Below are 20,203 nucleotides of genomic sequence, written 5' to 3' on the forward strand. Positions count from 1 at the left end.
GTGGCGGACGCCGCGCAACAGGACCCCGCGCAGCAGGCCCGCGCGCAGCAGCACAAGGCGCAGCAGGACAAGGCGCACGACGGCGCGCAGCACGACAAGGCGCAAGACGACGCCCCTGGGGCCCCGGCCGGGGGCGTGCAGCGGCACGGCTGGGCTCGGCGGATCGTCGGGTATGCCTGGCGGTACCGGCGCAATGTGCTGCTGGCCCTCGGGTCCTCGCTCGCCGGGATGGCCGTCATGGCGCTCGTCCCGCTGGTCACCAAGGTGATCATCGATGACGTCATCGGCAACGGCACCCGGTCCCTCGCCGTCTGGACAGGGCTGCTGATCGGCGCTGCCGTCGTCGTCTACGTCCTCACCTACATCAGGCGCTACTACGGCGGACGCCTCGCGCTCGACGTGCAGCACGACCTCCGTACCGAGATGTACGGAACGATCATGAAGCTGGACGGGCGGCGGCAGGACGAGCTGTCCACCGGGCAGGTCATCGGCCGCGCCACCAGCGACCTACAGCTCATCCAGGGGTTGCTCTTCATGCTGCCGATGACCCTCGGCAACGTGCTGCTGTTCCTGATCTCGCTCGTCATCATGGCCTGGCTCTCCCCGCTGCTCACCCTGATCGCCGTGGCGGTGGCGCCCGCCCTGTGGATCATCGCCAAGCGCAGCAGGACCCGGCTCTTCCCCGCCACCTGGTACGCCCAGGGGCAGGCGGCCGCCGTCGCGGGCGTCGTCGACGGAGCCGTCACCGGAGTCCGCGTGGTGAAGGGGTTCGGCCAGGAGGACCAGGAGACCGGCAAGATCCGCACGGTCAGCCGCAGGCTCTTCGCCGGGCGGCTGCGCACCATCAAGCTGAACTCCCGCTACACCCCGGCGCTCCAGGCCGTCCCCGCCCTCGGGCAGGTCGCGATGCTGGCGCTCGGCGGCTGGCTGGCCACCCGCGGCGAGATCACCCTCGGCACATTCGTCGCCTTCTCCTCCTACCTGGCGCAGCTCGTCGGCCCGGTCCGGATGCTCGCCATGGTGCTCACCGTCGGCCAGCAGGCCCGCGCGGGTGTCGAGCGCGTCCTGGAGCTGATCGACACCGAGCCGTCCATCGAGGACGGCACGAAGACGCTCCCGGCGGACGCCGAGGCCACCGTCGAGTTCGACAACGTCTCGTTCGGGTACACCGACGACCGGCCCGTGCTCGACGGCTTCTCGCTGACCATCGCGCCGGGCGAGACCGTCGCCGTCGTCGGCTCGTCCGGCAGCGGCAAGTCCACCGTCTCGCTGCTCCTGCCGCGCTTCTACGACGTCTCGCACGGCGCGGTCCTCATCGGCGGCCACGACGTACGCGAGCTGACCCTGGAATCGCTGCGGTCCGCCATCGGGCTGGTGCCCGAGGACAGCTTCCTGTTCTCCGACACCGTCCGCGCCAACATCGCCTACGGCTTCCCCGACGCCACCGACGAGCAGATCCGCACCGCGGCGCGCGCCGCCCAGGCCGACCGCTTCATCGCCGAGCTGCCCGCCGGATACGACACCACCGTCGGCGAGCACGGCCTCACCCTCTCCGGCGGCCAGCGCCAGCGCATCGCGCTCGCCCGCGCCATCCTCACCGACCCCAGGCTGCTCCTCCTCGACGACGCCACGTCCGCCGTGGACGCCCGCGTCGAGCACGAGATCCACGAGGCGCTGCGCGGGGTCATGGCGGGCCGGACGACCCTGCTCATCGCGCACCGCCGCTCCACCCTCAACCTCGCCGACCGGATCGCGGTCATCGAAGGGGGCCGGCTCGCCGACGTCGGTACGCACGCGGAGCTGGAGCAGCGCTCGGCGCTCTACCGGCAGCTGCTGACCGACCCGGACGAGCTGGGCGGCGTCTCGCCCGGCCACACCGGGCCCGCGGCGGACGAGCCCGAGGACACCTCCGTACGCGCTGAGCTGGACGCCGAGTTCGACGTCGAGCGGGGCATCACCCCGCCGCTCTGGGTCCGCAGCGAGGCCCCCGGCACCGCCGCCGAAACCGACGGCGCGCCCGCGCCCGGCGGGATGCCCGCGACGCCCGAACTCCTCGCCCAGGTCGCCGCGTTGCCCCCAGCCACGGACACCCCGGACGTGGACGAGGCGCACGCCGTCGCCGCCGAGACCTCGTACGGGCTGCGCCGGCTGCTGCGCGGCTTCGGGCCGGTCCTGCTCATCAGCCTGTTCCTGGTCGCAGTCGACGCGGGCATGGGGCTGCTGCTGCCCGTACTGATCCGGCACGGCATCGACCAGGGAGTGACCCGGCTCGCCACCGGCGCGGTGTGGACGGCGGCCGGGCTCGGTCTGGTCACCGTGGCCGTCCAGTGGCTGGCGCAGACCGGCGAGACCCGGATGACCGGGCGTACCGGCGAGCGCGTCCTCTACACCCTGCGCCTCAAGATCTTCGCGCAGCTCCAGCGGCTCGGCCTCGACTACTACGAGCGCGAGCTGACCGGCCGGATCATGACCCGGATGACCACGGACGTGGACGCGCTCTCCACCTTCCTGCAGACCGGCCTGGTCACCGCGTTCGTCTCGGTCGTCACCTTCTTCGGCATCCTCGTGGTGCTGTTCGTGATCGATGTGCAGCTGGCCCTTGTCGTCTTCGCGACGCTGCCGTTCCTGGCCGTCGCCACGTACTTCTTCCGCAAGAAGAGCGTGCAGGCGTACGAGCTGGCGCGCGAGCGGGTCTCCGTCGTCAACGCCGACCTCCAGGAGTCCGTCTCCGGGCTGCGGATCGTGCAGGCGTTCCGCCGCGAGTCCACCGGTGTGGGCCGCTTCGCCCGCCGCAGTGACCACTACCGGCAGGCGCGGGTGCGCGGCCAGTGGCTGATCTCCGTCTACTTCCCGTTCGTCCAGCTGCTCTCGTCGGTGGCCGCGGCCGCCGTGCTGATCGTCGGCTCCCACCGGATCGAGGCCGGCACCCTGACCACGGGCGCCCTGGTCGCGTACCTCCTGTACATCGACCTGTTCTTCGCGCCCGTGCAGCAGCTGTCCCAGGTCTTCGACGGCTACCAGCAGGCCACCGTCTCGCTCAAGCGCATCCAGGAACTGCTCACCGAACCCACGTCGACCGAGGCGAGCTCCGTGCCGCTGGAGGTCCCCGCGCTCCGCGGCGACCTCGCCTTCGAGGGCGTCTCGTTCGCGTACGGCCAGGCCGAAGGAGCCGACGGAGCCGCTGAGCCCGGCGCGGCGCTGAGCGGTATCGATCTGCGGATCCCGGCCGGGCAGACAGTCGCCTTCGTCGGGGAGACCGGCGCGGGCAAGTCCACGCTGGTCAAGCTGGTCGCACGGTTCTACGACCCGACAGCGGGCCGGGTCACAGCCGACGGTATCGATCTGCGGGACATGGACATGACCGCCTACCGGCACCGGCTCGGGGTCGTCCCGCAGGAGGCGTACCTCTTCGCGGGTACGGTCCGCGACGCCATCGCGTACGGGCGGACGGACGCGACCGACGCCGAGGTCGAGGCGGCGGCGCGAGCGGTCGGTGCGCACGACATGATCGCGACCCTGGAGGGCGGCTACCTCCACGAGGTGGCCGAGCGCGGCCGTAACCTCTCGGCCGGTCAGCGCCAGCTGATCGCGCTGGCCCGCGCCGAGCTGGTCGACCCGGACATCCTGCTGCTCGACGAGGCGACGGCCGCACTCGACCTTGCGTCCGAGGCCCAGGTCAACCAGGCCACGGACCGGATCGCCGGGCGGCGGACCACGCTGGTGGTCGCCCACCGGCTGACCACCGCGGCGCGGGCGGACCGGGTGGTGGTGATGGACCACGGCCGGGTGGTCGAGGACGGCACGCACGAGGAGCTGCTGGCCCAGGACGGCAGCTACGCACGGCTGTGGCGGACCTTCGTGGGGGAGCCCGCCGAGGTGGTCGCGTAGGGCCTCTCGTCCGGATCATGCCGGGACCTCATGACCGGGCTCCGAGGGCGGGATGAGAGCGTTACCGGGGCCGCACGTCCGCCGCCGGGACAACTTTTTCTCCCGTTCGGCCCTCTTCCATGCCGGGATGTGCAGCCCCGACAGCGCACAGACCGGAAGCGGGAGCTGAGATACGGTGCCGACGATCAGCCAGCGGATGCACTTGGTGCTGCTCACCGCCTGGACGGTGCTGTGGTTCGCCGTGGTGGAGCCGCACGGCGGCTTCTCCTGGCACTATCTGCGCGCCGGCGGGGAGCTGATCTACCAGGACTCCGGCGGCACCGGCGGGCTCAACCTCTACGCCCACCATCCCGAGCTCCAGATGGGCCCGGTCAGCTTCCTCGTCGCCGGACTGTTCAACCCGTTCCCGGAAGCCACCGGCCAGTTCCTCGCCGCCGCGCTGATGTCCCTGCTCGGCCTGGTCATCGTCGTCCTGGCCGGGCGCAGCGCCGCGCACCATCTGCTGGGCACCGGCACCAACCACCAGCGGCTGCGCCAGCGGGTGCTGATCGCCGGGCTCGCCTTCATCCCGATGTGGATCGAGGTCGCGGTCCGCTTCGGGCACCTGGACGACGTACTCGCGCTGTTCTTCACCGCACTCGCGGTCCGGGCCGTCACCCGGGGCAGCCCGGCCGCCACCGGCGCGTTCCTCGCCCTGGCGATGGACTCCAAACCCACCGCGCTGGCCTTCCTCCCGCTGCTGCTGGCCCTTCCCCGGCGGCACTGGCTGCGGGCCGCCCTGTGGTGCGCGGGCCTGGTGGCGGTCGCCTGGCTGCCGTTCTTCGTCGGCGACCCGCAGTCCTTCGCCGCGGCCAAGTTCGCCATCCCCAACCATCCGGCGTCCGCTCTGCGCTGGCTCGGGGTCGGCGATCCGGAGACGCCGGGCTGGGACCGCCCCGCGCAGGCCGCGCTCGGCCTGGTGCTCGGCACGGTCGCCGTCTGGCGGGGCCGCTGGCCGGCGGTGGTCCTGATCGGTGCCAACGCCCGGATCGTGCTCGACCCGAGCGTCTACACGTACTACACGGCGTCGGTGCTGCTCGGCACCCTGCTGTGGGACGTCATCGGGCAGCGCCGACTGGTGCCGTGGTGGAGCTGGCTGGCACTGCTGACTCTGTACGGGAGCGTCTTCGTCGTCCCGGACGACGCCATGCGCGGGCTGCTGCGGCTGGCGTTCGTGGCGGTGTCCACGGCGTACGTGCTGCTGTGGCCGGTCCGTGAACGCGGCGGCAGGGGCGGGGTCCGCGGCCGCCGTAGACCCCGCGCCGGGACGACGGTTCCGGCGGCGGAATCGGGCCGGTGACGGCTCGGCCGGTGTACGACGGGTCCTGCTGGCCGTAAACGGAAACACGGTCCGTAACAGATGGCAGGGGTGGTATCGAACCTGTCACCCTCTGTCCGCTTCTGTGGCGCAACCGGCGGACTGCCCCATGCGTCCGTACACACATACGCCTATGCGGCCGAAGGGGAAGAAGTGTTCGAGTTGTGGCGAAAGCCGGGGAGCGGGGCGGGGCTCGCGCCGGTGCGTCCGCCGGTGCGCGGGTCCGTACGGGTACCACCGCGCGGCCGGGGAGCCGGCCGCTGGGCCGCAGGCCTGACGGCTGCGGCCGCGGTGGCGCTCGCGCTGGTGGTGCCGGGTGCTCAGCCGGCGAGCGCCGCGTCCGGGTGCCCCGGGCACGAGGTCAGGTCCGTGGGCTTCGCCACCGGCCGGCTCCAGGTCTACCGGACCGGCCAGTACGTCTGCGCCGTCACCCTCGCCAGGAAGCCGGGCGCCCGGAGGCAGATGTCCGTCCAGCTCCAGGTGCGCGGTGGCCGGCCGGTCTCCGACAGTGGCCGGTTCACCCGTCTGGCGGGGCCGGTGAGGGTCCGTGCGGTGAACCGCTGTGTCCGGGCCGTGGGCGCGGTCTCCGGCAAGAAGGGGGCGTCGGGCTGGTTCCTGTGCTGAGCGGGTGATCTCTCCTGATGGTCAACTGGGTCTGGCGTGCCTGGTGTTACCCCGGCTAGGTTCGCGGCTACTCGTTGTGATCCCCAGGGGAGGGCTGAATGCGCAAGGCGCTCAGATGGCTGCTCGCGTTAGTGGTGCTCATAGGCACCTTGAGTGCGGCGGGGGCATCAGCCGGTGCGGCCACCGCCGCGGGACCGGACAGTACGGACATCAAGGCCCGGATCCTCGCGATTCCCGGCATGAGCCTCATCGATGAGAAGCCCTACCCGGGCTACCGCTTCTTCGTCCTCCAGTACGCCCAGCCCATCGACCACCGCCACCCGTCGGACGGCACCTTCAACCAGCGCTTCACCCTGCTGCACAAGGACACCAGCCGGCCGACGGTGTTCTACACCGGCGGGTACAACGTCTCCACCACGCCCAGCCGCACCGAGCCGACCCGCATCGTCGACGGCAACCAGGTGTCACTGGAGTACCGCTACTTCACGCCGTCCAGGCCGCAGCCCGCCGACTGGTCCAAGCTGGACATCTGGCAGGCCGCCAGTGACCAGCACCGGCTGTTCACGGCGCTCAAGAAGATCTACACCCGGAACTGGCTGACCACCGGCGGTTCCAAGGGCGGCATGACCGCCACCTACTACGAGCGCTACTACCCGAAGGACATGGACGGGGTCGTCGCGTATGTGGCGCCCGACGACGTCGTCAACAACGAGGACTCGGCGTACGACCGGTTCCTGAGCACCGTCGGCACCAAGGAGTGCCGCGACCGGCTGGAGGGCGTCCAGCGCGAGGCGCTCATCAGGCGCGGTCCGCTGGAGAAGAAGTACGCCCAGTACGCCAAGGACAACGGTTACACCTTCAGCACCGTCGGGTCGCTCGACAAGGCGTACGAGGCCGTGGTGCTCGACTACATCTGGGGCTTCTGGCAGTACAGCCTGCTCTCCGACTGCGACACCGTCCCCGCCGACGCCCCGCACGCCACCGACCAGGCGATCTGGGACTCCGTCGACACGATCTCCGGGTTCTCCTTCTACACCGACCAGGGGCTTGAGGCGTACACGCCGTACTACTACCAGGCGGGCACCCAGCTCGGGTCGCCGGACATCCAGCAGTCCTGGCTCGGCAAGCTGAGCCGCTACGGCTACCAGCCGCCGCGGCACTTCGTGCCCAGCTCCATCCCGATGCGCTTCCAGCCGGGTGTGATGGCCGACGTGGACAACTGGGTGAAGCACCACGCCGACCACATGCTGTACGTGTACGGGCAGAACGACCCCTGGGGCGCCGAGCGCTTCAGCGTCGGCAAGCATCCGCACGACAGCTACGTCTTCACCGCGCCCGGGATGAACCACGGTGCGAACGTCGACGGCCTCGCTCCCGCCGAGAAGGCGCAGGCCACCGCGCGCATTCTGGCCTGGGCCGGGGTCGCACCGGCAGCGGTGCAGGCCGACCCCCAGCGGGCCAGGCCACTCGCCCCGTACGACGCGACGCTCGACCGCAAGAGCCTGAAGCGGGAACGGGCTATGCGGCCGTGACCCCGGCCCCGGCCGGCACCCGGGCCTCCAGCGAGGGCGGTTGAACTGCGCCCGCCGCGAACTCCCGCGGCGGGCGCAGCCCTTACGTGTGCGACGGCGGCTCAGTAGCTCAGGCCGTGCCCCACCGGATACAGCGCCTTCGTGGGATCGTCCGCACGCTGCACGGGGACCGGCAGCACCCCGCGCGGCGCGACCTGGCCCGCGATCACCCGAGCCGCCGCCCGGAGTTCGACGTCCGTCCAGCTGTACGTGGCGAGCGAGGCCCGGACTCCGGAGAGCTCCGCGATGTCGTACGGATTGCGGATCGCGATCTGCACCACCGGGACCCTGGTGGCGACCAGCGCCGCCACCAGCTTGGACTGCGGGTCGCCCGCGGCCACATCGTAGGTCCCGATGATCACCGCGTCCTTGCCCGCCGCCGCGGCCACCGCGCTGTCGATCAGCGCGGCGGTGGGCGCGGTGCCGGTCGGGAGGACCGTGGTGGTGAAGCCGAGGCCGGTCAGCTCCTTGCCGAGCACGGTCGTCGGCGGGCCCGTCGTCCCCGAGGGCGACGCCGGGTCGGCGCCGACGATCAGCAGACTCCTGGCGCTGCGCCGGGAGAGCGGCAGCAACCGGTCCTTGTTCACCAGGAGGGTGGTGGTCCGCTCGGCGATCCCGTCGGCCGCCTTCAGATGAGAGCGGATGCCGACCGTCCGGTCCACCCGGACGTCCGCCACGTACGGGCTGCTGAAGAGCGCGCGCCGGTCCTTGAGCCGCAGGATCCGCAGGATCGATTCGTCCAGCCGCTCCTCGGTGAGCTCCCCGCTCTTCACCGCGCCGAGCACCGCATGCCAGGCGGTGTCGAGGTCCGGCGGGTTCAGCAGCTGGTCGACGCCGGCCTTGAGCGCGAGCACCGGCACCCGGTCGTCGCCGTACTTGTCCCGTACGCCCTGCATACCCAGCGAGTCGGTGACGACGACGCCGTCGTATCCCAGCTCCTGGCGGAGGATGCCGGTGAGGATCGGCCGCGACAGGGTGGCCGGGTCGTTGCTCGGGTCCAGTGCGGGGAACTGGATGTGCGCCGTCATGATCGCGTCGATCCCGGCGGCGACGGCGGCCTTGAAGGGCGGCGCGTCGATGGTCTCCCACTGCTCGCGGGTGTGCGTGATGACCGGGATCCCGGTGTGGCTGTCGACGGCCGTGTCGCCGTGGCCGGGGAAGTGCTTGGCGGTGGCGGCGACCTGGGAGCTCTGGTACCCCTGCACCTCGGCGGCCACCAGCCGGGCCACGGCGGCCGGTTCGGAGCCGAAGGAGCGGACGCCGATGACCGGGTTGGCGGGGTTGACGTTGACGTCGGCGTCCGTCGAGTAGTCCTGCCGGATGCCGATCGCCCGCAGCTCGGCCCCGGAGATCCGGCCGACCGTACGGACGTCCTCGCGCGAGCGCCCGGCGCCGAGCGCCATCGCACCGGGGAAGAGAGTCGCCGGGTAGCCCACCCGGCAGACGATGCCGTGCTCCTGGTCGGTGGCGATCAGCAGCGGTACGGGGGTGCGCTGGGCGAGACCGGCGCGCTGGATGCCGTTGGAGAGGGAGGTGATCTGGTGCGGGTCGCGGGTGTTGTGCGCCCAGCTGAAGTAGATGATGCCGCCGACGTGGTACTTCGCGATCAGCTCGGCGGCGGTGCGGACGCCGATCTCTTTCAGGTTGGCGTCGATGTCGGCCTGGTCGGGCGCGGTGGCGGAGTGTCCGTACACCCGCATCACGAAGAGCTGGCCGACCTTCTCCTCGATGCTCATACGGCCGATGAGCTTCTTGAGCCGCCGGTCGCGACCGCTTGGGTCGGGACCGGGGCGGTGGGGATCGGCGTGTGCGGTGGCTCCCGTGGCTGCTGTGGCGACCGCGGCTGCGGTAGCGGTGAGCAGGGAGCGTCTGGAGGTGCGGTACTGCACTGGTGCCCCTTCCGGCCATGCTGCGCAAGGAATCTGAAGGAAACTTCCAAGGAGCACGGATATCCGGAAAATAACTGTCAGGTCAAGGGTGCGGGCCGGATCGGGGCGGCATTGGCCCGTTTGGCAGCAAGCCGGGCCGGACCCCGGAGCGGATGGCGGAGGCCTGGCCCGGCTCGCCGCACTGTTGGGGCCGCCCCCGGCTGTGCTGCCGGACCGTCAGGCCGCGGCGCCGTCCCCGGTCACCAGCCGCTCCAGATGCTCCCTTCCCGCCGTCAGCAGCCCCGGCAGCTCGTCCGCGTGCGGATACCAGCGCTTCTCGTACTCCCAGCAGAGCCACCCCTGGTCCGGTGCGAGCAGTTCCACGCACTCGGCGAGCGGCAGTACCCCGGCGCCGAGCGCCAGCGGGGTGGTGTCCTCGGCCGACGCGATGTCCTTGACCTGTGCGTAGCCGAGGTGCGGCGCGAGTACGGCATGGCTGGCCGCCGGGGACTCGCCGCCCAGCCAGGTGTGCATCACGTCCCACAGCGCGCCGACGTTCCGGTGGCCGACCGGGCCGAGTACCCGTGCCGCGTCGGCGCCCGTACGGTGCGAGTCATGGGTTTCGAGCAGGATCCGTACGCCCTTGTCGGCGGCGACCTCTGCGGCCGCCCCCAGCCTGCGGGCCGCTGCCGCGTCGGCCTCGGCCGGTTCCTGGCCGCCACCGCCGGGGAAGACGCGGACGAACGGGGCGCCGAGGTCGGCGGCGAGGAAGACCAGCTCGGCGAGGTCGCCCTCGATCTCCTTGTCGTCGCCGGGCGCGGCCACCCTTACGTATCCGGCCACCCCGAGGATCTCGACGCCGCCGCGGACGAACTCCTCGGCCGCCGCGGTCCGTTCCCGCAGTCCGGTGCCGGGGTGCACCGCCTCCTCGGGGTGCGCGCGCAGTTCGACCCCCTGGTAGCCGCTGTCCGCTGCGAGCCGCACCACGTCCGGGACGGTGATTCCTGGTACTCCGAGGGTGGAGAACGCGAATTTCAACGGACTGTTCCTTCCTGAAGGCTGAGAGCTGCTGATGCCAGCACATCATTGGCGCACTCGGTGCCTTCCCGGTACCCCGCCTCGCGGGGCGGGACCGCGCTCCGCCCCGGCCGGCGCACGCCCGGCCCGTCACCGCCCCGGCGGGGCCGTCGACGCGCGGGTCACCAGTTCGCCGTGTATCACCGCGACGCCCCCCTTCGGCGCCGCCTCGCGGCCCATCGCAAGCCGCCCGGCCCGCGCCCCCGCCTCGTACAGCGGCAGCCGCACCGTCGTCAGCGCCGGTACCGCGTCCACGGAGAACGGCAGATCGTCGAAACCGGCCACCGAGACGTCATCGGGAATCCGCAGCCCCCGCTCCCGCAGCGCCGCGCACGCCCCCAGCGCCACGGTGTCGTTCGCCGCGACGATCGCCGTCAACCCGGGCTCTCTGCTGAGCAGTTCCAGGGTGGCGTGGTAGCCGGAGCGGCGGTCGTACGGGCCGTGGACCGTGAGCGCCGCCCGGTCGTCGGGCAGTCCGGCCGCCGCCATGGCCAGCCGGTGGCCCTCCAGGCGGTCGCGGGTCGTCGTCCGTTCGGCCGGACCGGCCACGTAACCGATCCGCCGGTGGCCCAGGCTCAGCAGATGCTCGGTGAGGCGCTGTCCGCCGCCCCGGTTGTCGAAGGGCAGCGCGGCCACCGCGGACTCGCTGCCGGGGATCGACGGGCGCCCGCAGAGCACCACACGCGTCCCGGCGCCGGTGAGTTTCGCGAGCTTCGCGGAGACCGCGGTGGTGTGCTCCGGGTCCTCGATGGCGCCGCCGGTCAGCACGACCGCGGCGGCGCGCTGGCGCTGGAGGAGCGTGAGATAAGTGAGTTCGCGCTCCGGGGAGCCGCCGGTGTTGCAGACCACGGCCAGCTTCTCACCGCCCGCGCGCCCGCTGCCCTCCTGGCCGCTGATCTCCGACTGGGCCGCGCCCGCCATGATGCCGAAGAACGGGTCGGCGATGTCGTTGACCAGGATGCCGACCAGGTCGGACGTGGCGGCGGCGAGTGAGCTGGCCGGGCCGTTCAGTACGTAGTCCAGCTCGTTCACGGCCGCCAGTACGCGCTCCCGGGTGGCCGCCGCCACCGGGTAGTTGCCGTTGAGCACCCGGGACACCGTCGCCGGGGAGACCCGTGCGCGGGCCGCGACATCCGAGAGGGTCGCCGTCATGTCTGCCTCCGTGCCACTCGCCCGCATCTCCTGTCATGTGTCATGTGATCTCAGCCCGTGCGCCTGACCACACCTCTTGCCGGGGCCTCTTGCCCGCCTCTTGCCCGCGCCTCTTGTCGGGGCCGGTGTGCGCAGGTTAGCTTCATAGCGCGTAGAAAGCGCTTGCTATGACCGTGTGGAGGGATCTTTCGTGACACGTAAGACAGTGCGGATCGCCATGAACGGCGTGACCGGCCGGATGGGCTACCGCCAGCACCTGGTCCGCTCCCTCCTCGCGATCCGCGCGGAGGGCGGCCTGGACCTCGGCGACGGCACGGTGCTCTGGCCCGAGATCGTCCTGGTCGGCCGACGTGAGCACGCCCTCCGGGCGATGGCCGAGAAGCACGGGCTGGATCAGTGGTCCACCGACCTCGACGGCGTCCTGGCCGACCCCGCCATCGACATCTACTTCGACGCCCAGGTCACGTCCGCCCGCGAAGAGGCGCTGCGCAAGGCCATCGCCGCCGGGAAGCACATCTACACCGAGAAACCGACCGCCACTGACCTCGACGGCGCGCTGGAGCTGGCCCGGCTGGCAGCGGCCGCCGGCATCAAGCACGGTGTCGTCCAGGACAAGCTGTTCCTGCCGGGCCTGCTGAAGCTCAAGCGGCTCATCGACGGCGGCTTCTTCGGGAAGATCCTCTCCATCCGGGGCGAGTTCGGCTACTGGGTCTTCGAGGGCGACTGGCAGGAGGCGCAGCGCCCCTCGTGGAACTACCGTGCGGAGGACGGCGGCGGCATCGTCGTGGACATGTTCCCGCACTGGGAGTACGTCCTGCACGAGCTGTTCGGCCGCGTCACCTCCGTACAGGCGCTCACCGCCACGCACATCCCGCAGCGCTGGGACGAGCGGTCCGAGCCGTACGAGGCGACCGCCGACGACTCCGCGTACGGCATCTTCCAGCTGGAGAGTGGCGCGGTCGCCCAGATCAACTCCTCCTGGGCGGTGCGCGTCAACCGCGACGAGCTGGTCGAGTTCCAGGTCGACGGCACGGAGGGCTCGGCCGTCGCGGGCCTGCGCAACTGCCGTGTGCAGCACCGCAGTTCCACCCCAAAGCCGGTCTGGAACCCGGACCTGCCCGCCACCCACGCGTTCCGCGACCAGTGGCAGGAGGTCCCGGACAACGGCGATTTCGGCAACGGCTTCAAGGTCCAGTGGGAGCTGTTCCTGCGCCACATCGTGCTCGACGAGCCGTACCACTGGGACCTGCTGGCCGGTGCGCGCGGAGTGCAGCTCGCCGAACTGGGGCTGAAGTCGTCCGCCGAGGGCCGCCGTCTCGACGTCCCGGAGATCTCGCTATGACGATCCTGCTTCCCGGCGCGGGCGAAGGCGCAGGCGCGGGCGTGGGCGCCGGCGGTACATACGCCTACACGCCCCGCGCCGAACCCGCCGCGTTCACGGTGGGCGGTGCGCCGCTCGCCTCCCGTACGGTCTTCTCCGCCGCGCACGTCGTCGCCGACCCGTACGCCGATGTCTCGCCGGACGGGCCGCCCGCCGTCGACTGGGACGCCACCCTCGCCTTCCGTCGCCACCTCTGGTCCCACGGGCTCGGTGTGGCGGAGGCCATGGACACCGCGCAGCGCGGCATGGGCCTGGACTGGCCGGTCGCGGCGGAGCTGATCCGCCGGTCGGCGGCCGAGGCCAGGTCGGCCGGCGGGGCCATCGCCTGCGGTGTCGGCACCGACCAGCTCCCGGCCGGCGAAGTGACGCTGAACCAGGTCGCCGACGCGTACGAGGAGCAGCTCGCCGTCGTCGAGGAGACCGGCGCCCAGGCGATCCTGATGGCCTCGCGCGGGCTCGCGGCGGCGGCCAAGAGCCCCGACGACTACCTGGAGATCTACGGTCGGCTGCTGCGCCAGAGCGCGGAGCCGGTCATCCTGCACTGGCTCGGCCCGATGTTCGACCCGGCGCTCGACGGCTACTGGGGCTCACCGGATCTGGACGCGGCGACCGGGGCCTTCCTGGAGGTCATCGCGGCCCATCCGGACAAGGTGGACGGCATCAAGGTGTCGCTGCTCGACGCCGGGCGCGAGGTGGAGCTGCGCCGCAGGCTGCCCGACGGGGTCCGCTGCTACACCGGGGACGACTTCAACTACCCCGACCTGATCGCGGGCGACGAGCGCGGCTTCAGCCACGCCCTGCTCGGCATCTTCGACCCGCTCGGCCCGCTGGCCGCCGAGGCGGTCCGCGTCCTGGACACCGGGGACAGCCAGGGGTTCCGCGACCTCCTCGACCCCACGGTCGAGTTGTCCCGCCATCTCTTCCAGACCCCGACCCGCTTCTACAAGACGGGCGTGGTCCTCCTGGCCTGGCTGGCCGGACACCAGTCGCACTTCACGATGGTGGGCGGCCTCCAGTCGGCGCGCTCGCTGCCGCATCTGGCGCGGGCGTACGAGCTGGCCGACCGCCTCGGCCTCTTCCCCGACCCGGCGCTCGCGGAGAGCCGGATGAAGTCCCTGCTCGGTGTGTACGGAGTCGCTCAGTGACCGCAGACCTCGCCCGCTTCAGCATCAACCAGATGACCGTGAAGCAGCTCGGCCTCCCCGAACTCGTCTCCGCCTGCACCGACTTGGGCGTCCCGGGGGTCGGCCTCTGGCGCGAACCGGTCCAGCAGTACGGAGTGGAGGCGGCAGCCGCACTCGTACGGGACGCGGGCCTGAGCGTCACCACGCTCTGCCGGGGCGGGTTCCTGACCGCGACCGATCCGGCCGAGCGGGCGGCGGCGCTGGCGGACAACCGCAGGGCGGTCGACGAGGCGGTGACGCTGGGTACGGACACGCTGGTGCTGGTCTCGGGCGGCCTCCCGGCGGGCTCGAAGGACCTGCACGGCGCACGCGAGCGGATCGCGGATGCGCTGGCCGAACTGGGGCCGTACGCGGCCGAGCGCGGGGTGCGTCTCGCGATCGAACCGCTGCACCCGATGTTCGCCGCGGACCGCTGCGTGGTCTCGACCCTGGCCCAGGCACTGGACCTGGCAGAACGCTTCCCGGCCGACCAGGTGGGCGTGGCCGTGGACACGTACCACATCTGGTGGGACGACCAGTCTCCCGCGCAGGTGGCCCGGGCGGGAGCGGGCGGTCGCATCTGCACGTTCCAGCTGGCGGACTGGACCACGCCGCTGCCGGCGGGCGTCCTGAACGGGCGCGGCCAGATCGGCGACGGGTCGGTCGACGTGCGGGAGTGGCGGGAGCGGGTGGACGCGGCAGGGTACACGGGGCCGGTCGAAGTGGAGCTGTTCAACGAGGAGCTGTGGGCTCGGGACGGCGTGGAACTGCTGCGGGAGACGGCTGAGCGGTTCGTGCGGTACGCGATGTAGCGGTCGTGGACCGGCAGCGTCACAGCAGCACAGCAAGAAGGGCGACCAGCCAGGCGGTCGCCCTTCTTGCTGTGCTCCTTCGCGTCGCTCGCACTGTCCGGATTTCGTCGGTCATCCGATAAACCCGATGCGGGGCGAGATCGCTGCATCGAAGTAACTCGGCTGTCCACCCGGGCGGGTTGGACGAACGGGCCCTTACGGTTCTCGTGAATCTGGACGGATTGCCTGCGATTCGCCCCGCTTCATTCCTCTTTCATCGGTCGGCGCGTGCGTTGCCGATCACCGCCGTCGCAAAGGAGAACTCGCCTGATGACAGTTGAGACCGGCCCGGAAACAGAGCCGGCGCCGTCAGGGCAGTCCAGCCTGAGCACAGCGGCCGCCCGCAACCTCGCCACCACCACCAAGTCCGCTCCGCAGATGCAGGAGATCACCTCGCGGTGGCTGCTGCGGATGCTCCCCTGGGTGAAGACCAAGGGCGGCACCTACCGGGTGAACCGCCGTCTGACCTACACCGTCGGCGACGGACACATCGAGTTCGTCCAGGACGGTGCGGGGGTCCGGGTGATCCCCCGCGAGCTCGGCGAACTGGCCCTGCTGCGCGGCTTCGACGACGTCGACGTGCTCACCGCGATCGCCGACCGGTGCGTCCAGCGCGACTTCCGCGCCGGCGAGGTGCTGGCCGAGCGGGGGAACCTCGCCGAGCAGATCCACCTGGTCGCGCACGGCCGGATCAAACAGACCTCCGCGGGCAAGTACGGCGACGAGGTCTCCGTCGCCCTGCTCGCCGACGGTGACCGGTTCGGGGAGAACGCCCTTCTGGACACCGACGCCAGGTGGGACTACACAGCCACCGCCGAGACCTCCGGCACCCTGCTCACCCTGTCCCGCGCGGACTTCGACGCCGTGGTGTCCGGCGCGCCGAGTCTCCAGGCCCACCTCGATCAGTTCAGCTCGCTCGCGCTCCGGCCGCAGACCCGGCACGGCGAGGCCGAGATCGCGATGTCGGCCGGTCACACCGGCGAAGCCCAGCTCCCGGGCGCCTTCGTCGATTACGAGCTCAACCCGCGTGAGTACGAACTCTCCGTCGCGCAGACGGTCCTGCGCGTCCACACGAGGGTCGCCGACCTCTTCAACGGGCCGATGAACCAGACCGAGGAGCAACTCAGGCTCACTGTCGAGGCGTTGCGTGAGCGCCAGGAGCACGAGCTGATCAACAACCGGGAATTCGGCCTGCTCCACAACGCCGCCTTCAAGCAGCGGATCCAGACCCAGTCCGGCCCGCCCACCCCGGACGACCTCGACGAGCTGCTCTGCCGCCGCCGGGGCACCAAGCTCTTCCTCGCCCATCCCCGGACGATCGCGGCGATCGGGCGCGGGTTCAACGCCTGCGGGCTCTACCCGGACCACGTGGACCTCGGTGGCCAGCAGGTCCCGGCCTGGCGCGGGGTTCCGATCCTGCCCTGCAACAAGATCCCCATCAGCAAGGACAACACCAGCTCAATCCTTGCCATGCGCACCGGCGAGGACAACCAGGGGGTCATCGGACTCCACCAGACCGGCCTGCCGGAGGAGTACGAGCCGGGGCTTTCGGTGCGTTTCATGGGCATGAACGAGCAGGCGATCATCTCGTACCTGGTCACCACCTACTACTCCGCCGCCGTCCTGCTGCCCGATGCGCTCGGCGTGCTGGAGAACGTACAGATCGGCCACCGGAGCTAGTGCCGCGGCAGGCACCTGGTCCCGGGGCAGCCCACCCACCTGACCAAGGAGTTACGGATGCCCGATCCCGGGCCTTCACTTCTGCAGCCGAGCGCTGCTCTGCAACGGATCCTGTGCGGCCCCAGCGGTCTGGGCACGTCGGGACTGCACCTGGGACGGCGCGCGGAACCTCCGGCTCCTGCCGAGCCGGAGGCCGGGCCCGAGGCCGATCCTCCGGTGGAGGGCACACCGGTCCCGGGTCTCTACCACCATCCGGTGGCGCCCCCCGACCCGGCTCGGGTGGAGGAGGTCAGCCGGCGGATCAAGGTGTGGGCGGTGGACGAGGTCCAGGCGTACCCCCCGGAGTGGGAGGACCAGTTCGACGGCTTCTCCGTCGGCCGCTACATGGTCGCCTGCCACCCGGACGCGCCCACCGTCGACCATCTGATGGTCGCCACCCGGCTGATGGTCGCCGAGAACGCGCTCGACGACTGCTACTGCGAGGACCACGGCGGGTCACCCGTCGGACTCGGCAGCCGACTCCTGCTGGCCCACACGGCTCTGGACCCCCTGCACACGACGCCGGAGTACGCGCCGGAGTGGGCGGAGTCGCTCCAGTCGGACGCGCCCCGGCGCGCCTACCGCTCCGCGATGGAGTACTTCAACCAGCAGGCCACCCCCTCGCAGACCGACCGGTACCGGCACGACATGGCCCGGCTGCACCTGGGTTACCTGGCCGAGGCCGCGTGGGCCCAGGCGGACCACGTACCCGAGGTGTGGGAGTACCTGGCGATGCGCCAGTTCAACAACTTCCGCCCCTGCCCCACCATCACCGACACCGTCGGCGGCTACGAACTCCCCGCCGACCTGCACGCCCAGCCGGCCATGCAGCGGGTCATCGCACTCGCGGGCAACGCCACCACCATCGTCAACGACCTGTACTCGTACACCAAGGAGCTCAACGGCCCCGGCAGACACCTGAATCTGCCCGTGGTGATCGCCGACCGGGAGGGCGTCTCCGACCGGGACGCCTATCTGAAGGCGGTCGAGGTCCACAACGACCTCATGCACGGCTTCGAAAGCGAAGCCGCCGCGCTGGCAGCCGAGTGCCCCGTCCCGAGCGTGCTGCGTTTCCTCAGGGGAGTGGCCGCGTGGGTCGACGGCAATCACTACTGGCACCAGACCAACACCTACCGATACAGCCTGCCCGATTTCTGGTAAGGAGCGGACTTCACCATGACCAGCACCGAGCTCACCACTGACGCCTCCGTTTTCATCCCGGCCCCGGCGTCGCCGTACCAGGGTGACATCGCCCGATACTGGGACCGTGAGGCCAGGCCAGTGAACCTGCGTCTCGGCGACGTCGACGGGCTCTACCACCACCACTACGGCATCGGCGACGTCGACCACGCCGCCCTCGGGGACGCTCGCGACGGCGAGTACGAGAAGAGGCTCATCGCCGAGTTGCACCGCCTGGAGTCGGCGCAGGCCGAAGTCCTCCTGGACCACCTCGGCTCCATCGGGCGTGACGACATGCTGATGGACGCCGGCTGTGGCCGGGGCGGTTCGATGGTGATGGCGCACCAGCGGTTCGGATGCAAGGTCGAGGGCGTCACGCTGTCGGCCAAGCAGGCCGAGTTCGGCAACCGGCGCGCACACGAACTCGGCATCGACGACCACGTCCGCGCCCGGGTGTGCAACATGCTCGACACGCCCTTCGAGACGGGCCGGGCCGCGGGCTCGTGGAACAACGAGTCGAGTATGTACGTCGACCTGGACGACCTCATGGCCGAGCACTCCCGGGTCCTCGGGGTCGGCGGCCGTTATGTGACCATCACCGGCTGCTGGAACCCGCGTTACGGCCAGCCCTCGAAGTGGGTCTCGCAGATCAATGCGCACTTCGAGTGCAACATCCACTCCCGCCGGGAGTACCTGAAGTCCATGGCCGACAACCGTCTCGTACCGCAGACCATCATCGACCTGACCGCGGCGACGCTGCCCTACTGGGAGCTGCGGGCCACGTCCTCGCTGGTCACAGGCATTGAAGAGGCGTTCATCAACTCGTACAAGGACGGCTCGTTCCAGTACCTCCTGATCGCGGCCGACCGCGTCTGACCGGGCCGCCGCGGGAATGCGGAGGGGACCCGGTCCAGTGGTCCGGGCCCCCTCGGCACGTCGTGGCCGGGTCATCCCCCCCAGTCGGCCGTCCCGTTCAGAAGAAGACCCCGCACCGCAGCAGCACATTCGCGTACGGGCGTGCCTCTCCGGTGCGGACCACCAGGCGGGTGGCAGCCGACAGGTCCTTGAGGTCGTCGTGCGGGACCAGCCGCAGGTCCGGGAAGCGGGCGTCCAACAGTTCCGCTGTCGCCGGGTTCGCCTCCCGTACCTCGCGGGCGGCCGTCGCGCCCTCCACGACCAGTTCCGCGAGCAGCCCGTCGAGCACCTCCGCGAATGACGGGGTCCCGGCCCGGAACGCCAGATCGACCAGGCGGGGCCCGTCCGGGACCGGCATCCCCACATCGCAGATCAGCACACCGTCGCCGTGGCCCAACTCGGCCAGGGCGCCCGCGAGATGGCGGTTGAGGATTCCGGACTTCTTCATTCCGCCCGTGCCTCTTCCTGTGCCTCGTCCTGTGCCTGGTCCTGTGCCTGGTCACGCGTCTCTTCCCGCACCTCGTGGGCGGTCGGGTAGGACTCCTGCGCGCCGGGCCTGGTGACGGCGGTCGCGCCCACCCGGGCGGCGAACGCGGCGGCCTGCGCCAGGTCCTCGCCCTGCCCCAGGCGCCAGGCCAGCGCCGCAGTGAAGGCATCGCCCGCACCGGTGGTGTCCACCGCGTCGACCTTGAGGCTCGGTACGTGCGCGCTCGTCCCCTTACGGCCGTCGGCGACCAGCGCGCCCGCCGCGCCCAGGGTGATCACAACGGAGCGCGGCCCGAGCGCGAGCAGCGCCCGCGCCCACCCCTCGGGGGAGTCGCCCGCCGCGTCGCCCAGCACCGTCCTGGCCTCGTGCTCATTGACCACCAGCGGGTCGCAGGCCGCGAGGATCTCGTCGGGCAGCGGCTGCGGCGGAGACGGGTTCAGTACGAACCGGGTCCCGGCAGGCAGCGCCCGTACCAGCTCGGTGACCGTCTCCAGTGGGATCTCCAGCTGCGTCGACACCACCCGGGCCGCCTCCAGCAGGCTGCCCGCCGCGCGGATGTCGGCCGGGGTGAGCCGGGCGTTGGCACCGGGGGATACCACGATGCTGTTGTCGCCGGACGGGTCCACCGTGATCAGGGCGACACCGGTGGGCGCGCCGCCGACGAGGACGCCGGCGGTGTCGACGCCCGCCGCGCGCTGGGACTCCAGCAGCAGCCGTCCGTTGGCGTCGTCCCCGACCCGGGCCAGCAGGGCGCTGCGGGCACCGAGCCGGGCCGCGGCCACCGCCTGGTTGGCGCCCTTGCCGCCCGGGTGGATGACGAGGTCGGAGCCGAGCACGGTCTCGCCGGGCGTGGGGCGGCGTTCGACGCCGATCACCAGGTCGGCGTTGGCCGACCCTACGACCAGCAGGTCGTAGTCGTACATATCAGTCCTGCTTTCGGAGTGGGCGGTCTCTCGGAGGGCCGGTCTTCC

General features: G+C 71.2%; 14 protein-coding genes and 1 pseudogene. 10 read left to right on the plus strand and 5 right to left on the minus strand.

Features of this window, described 5'->3' with window-relative positions:
• The first annotated feature begins 135 nt into the window (after nucleotides 1-135).
• The 4 genes from OG452_RS23265 to OG452_RS23280 all read left to right on the plus strand — a co-directional run bounded on the left by OG452_RS23265 (nucleotide 136) and on the right by OG452_RS23280 (nucleotide 7,401).
• A complete protein-coding gene (locus OG452_RS23265; protein ID WP_327299741.1) occupies nucleotides 136-3,888 on the plus strand; it encodes an ABC transporter ATP-binding protein in 3,753 nt (1,250 codons plus the stop codon).
• A 196-nt stretch (nucleotides 3,889-4,084) separates the two neighbouring features.
• Nucleotides 4,085-5,227: a hypothetical protein gene (locus OG452_RS23270; RefSeq protein WP_327299742.1), complete on the plus strand. Its 1,143-nt coding sequence runs from the start codon at nucleotides 4,085-4,087 to the stop codon at nucleotides 5,225-5,227.
• Between the two features lie 171 nt (nucleotides 5,228-5,398).
• A complete protein-coding gene (locus OG452_RS23275; RefSeq protein ID WP_442810076.1) occupies nucleotides 5,399-5,869 on the plus strand; it encodes a hypothetical protein in 471 nt (156 codons plus the stop codon).
• Nucleotides 5,870-5,967: 98 nt separating this feature from the next.
• Entirely contained in the window at nucleotides 5,968-7,401 is a 1,434-nt protein-coding gene (locus tag OG452_RS23280; protein ID WP_327297524.1) for a S28 family serine protease, read from the plus strand.
• 101 nt (nucleotides 7,402-7,502) lie between these two features.
• Here the strand turns inward: OG452_RS23280 and OG452_RS23285 are convergent, their stop codons facing one another.
• From OG452_RS23285 to OG452_RS23295, 3 genes are all read right to left on the minus strand, one after another.
• On the minus strand, nucleotides 7,503-9,329 hold the full coding sequence (locus tag OG452_RS23285; RefSeq protein WP_327297525.1) for a glycoside hydrolase family 3 protein: 1,827 nt from the start codon (nucleotides 9,327-9,329) through the stop codon (nucleotides 7,503-7,505).
• Between the two features lie 216 nt (nucleotides 9,330-9,545).
• The gene (locus OG452_RS23290) at nucleotides 9,546-10,346 is read right to left on the minus strand and encodes a sugar phosphate isomerase/epimerase family protein (protein WP_327297526.1); all 801 of its coding nucleotides are present in this window, start codon (nucleotides 10,344-10,346) and stop codon (nucleotides 9,546-9,548) included.
• A 129-nt stretch (nucleotides 10,347-10,475) separates the two neighbouring features.
• Nucleotides 10,476-11,537 (minus strand): LacI family DNA-binding transcriptional regulator, encoded by a 1,062-nt coding sequence (locus OG452_RS23295; RefSeq protein WP_327297527.1) that lies wholly within the window; start codon nucleotides 11,535-11,537, stop codon nucleotides 10,476-10,478.
• 190 nt (nucleotides 11,538-11,727) lie between these two features.
• Here OG452_RS23295 and OG452_RS23300 point away from each other — a divergent pair, with 190 nt between their 5' ends.
• The 6 genes and pseudogenes from OG452_RS23300 (at nucleotide 11,728) to OG452_RS23325 (ending at nucleotide 18,706) form a co-directional block, all read left to right on the plus strand.
• Nucleotides 11,728-12,879, plus strand: a complete 1,152-nt coding sequence (locus OG452_RS23300) for a Gfo/Idh/MocA family protein (RefSeq protein ID WP_327297528.1) — start codon at nucleotides 11,728-11,730, stop codon at nucleotides 12,877-12,879.
• Nucleotides 12,876-14,063: a dihydrodipicolinate synthase family protein gene (locus OG452_RS23305; protein WP_327297529.1), complete on the plus strand. Its 1,188-nt coding sequence runs from the start codon at nucleotides 12,876-12,878 to the stop codon at nucleotides 14,061-14,063. The genes OG452_RS23300 and OG452_RS23305 overlap by 4 nt, the downstream gene beginning before the upstream one ends.
• A gap of 32 nt (nucleotides 14,064-14,095) precedes the next feature.
• Nucleotides 14,096-14,893, plus strand: a complete 798-nt coding sequence (locus OG452_RS23310; RefSeq protein ID WP_327299744.1) for a sugar phosphate isomerase/epimerase family protein — start codon at nucleotides 14,096-14,098, stop codon at nucleotides 14,891-14,893.
• 309 nt (nucleotides 14,894-15,202) lie between these two features.
• Entirely contained in the window at nucleotides 15,203-16,612 is a 1,410-nt protein-coding gene (locus OG452_RS23315; protein ID WP_327297530.1) for a family 2B encapsulin nanocompartment shell protein, read from the plus strand.
• A gap of 93 nt (nucleotides 16,613-16,705) precedes the next feature.
• A pseudogene (locus tag OG452_RS23320) lies at nucleotides 16,706-17,812 on the plus strand (family 2 encapsulin nanocompartment cargo protein terpene cyclase); the annotation flags it as partial.
• 15 nt (nucleotides 17,813-17,827) lie between these two features.
• The gene (locus OG452_RS23325; protein WP_327297531.1) at nucleotides 17,828-18,706 is read left to right on the plus strand and encodes a geranyl diphosphate 2-C-methyltransferase; all 879 of its coding nucleotides are present in this window, start codon (nucleotides 17,828-17,830) and stop codon (nucleotides 18,704-18,706) included.
• A gap of 97 nt (nucleotides 18,707-18,803) precedes the next feature.
• Here OG452_RS23325 and rbsD read toward each other — a convergent pair whose 3' ends face one another.
• Nucleotides 18,804-19,193: a D-ribose pyranase gene (gene rbsD, locus OG452_RS23330; protein ID WP_327297532.1), complete on the minus strand. Its 390-nt coding sequence runs from the start codon at nucleotides 19,191-19,193 to the stop codon at nucleotides 18,804-18,806.
• Entirely contained in the window at nucleotides 19,190-20,155 is a 966-nt protein-coding gene (locus tag OG452_RS23335; protein WP_327297533.1) for a ribokinase, read from the minus strand. Before OG452_RS23335 ends, rbsD begins: the two co-directional genes overlap by 4 nt.
• Nucleotides 20,156-20,203: the final 48 nt, after the last annotated feature.

It is taken from the genome of Streptomyces sp. NBC_01197 (assembly GCF_036010505.1).
Taxonomy (GTDB): Bacteria; Actinomycetota; Actinomycetes; order Streptomycetales; family Streptomycetaceae; genus Streptomyces.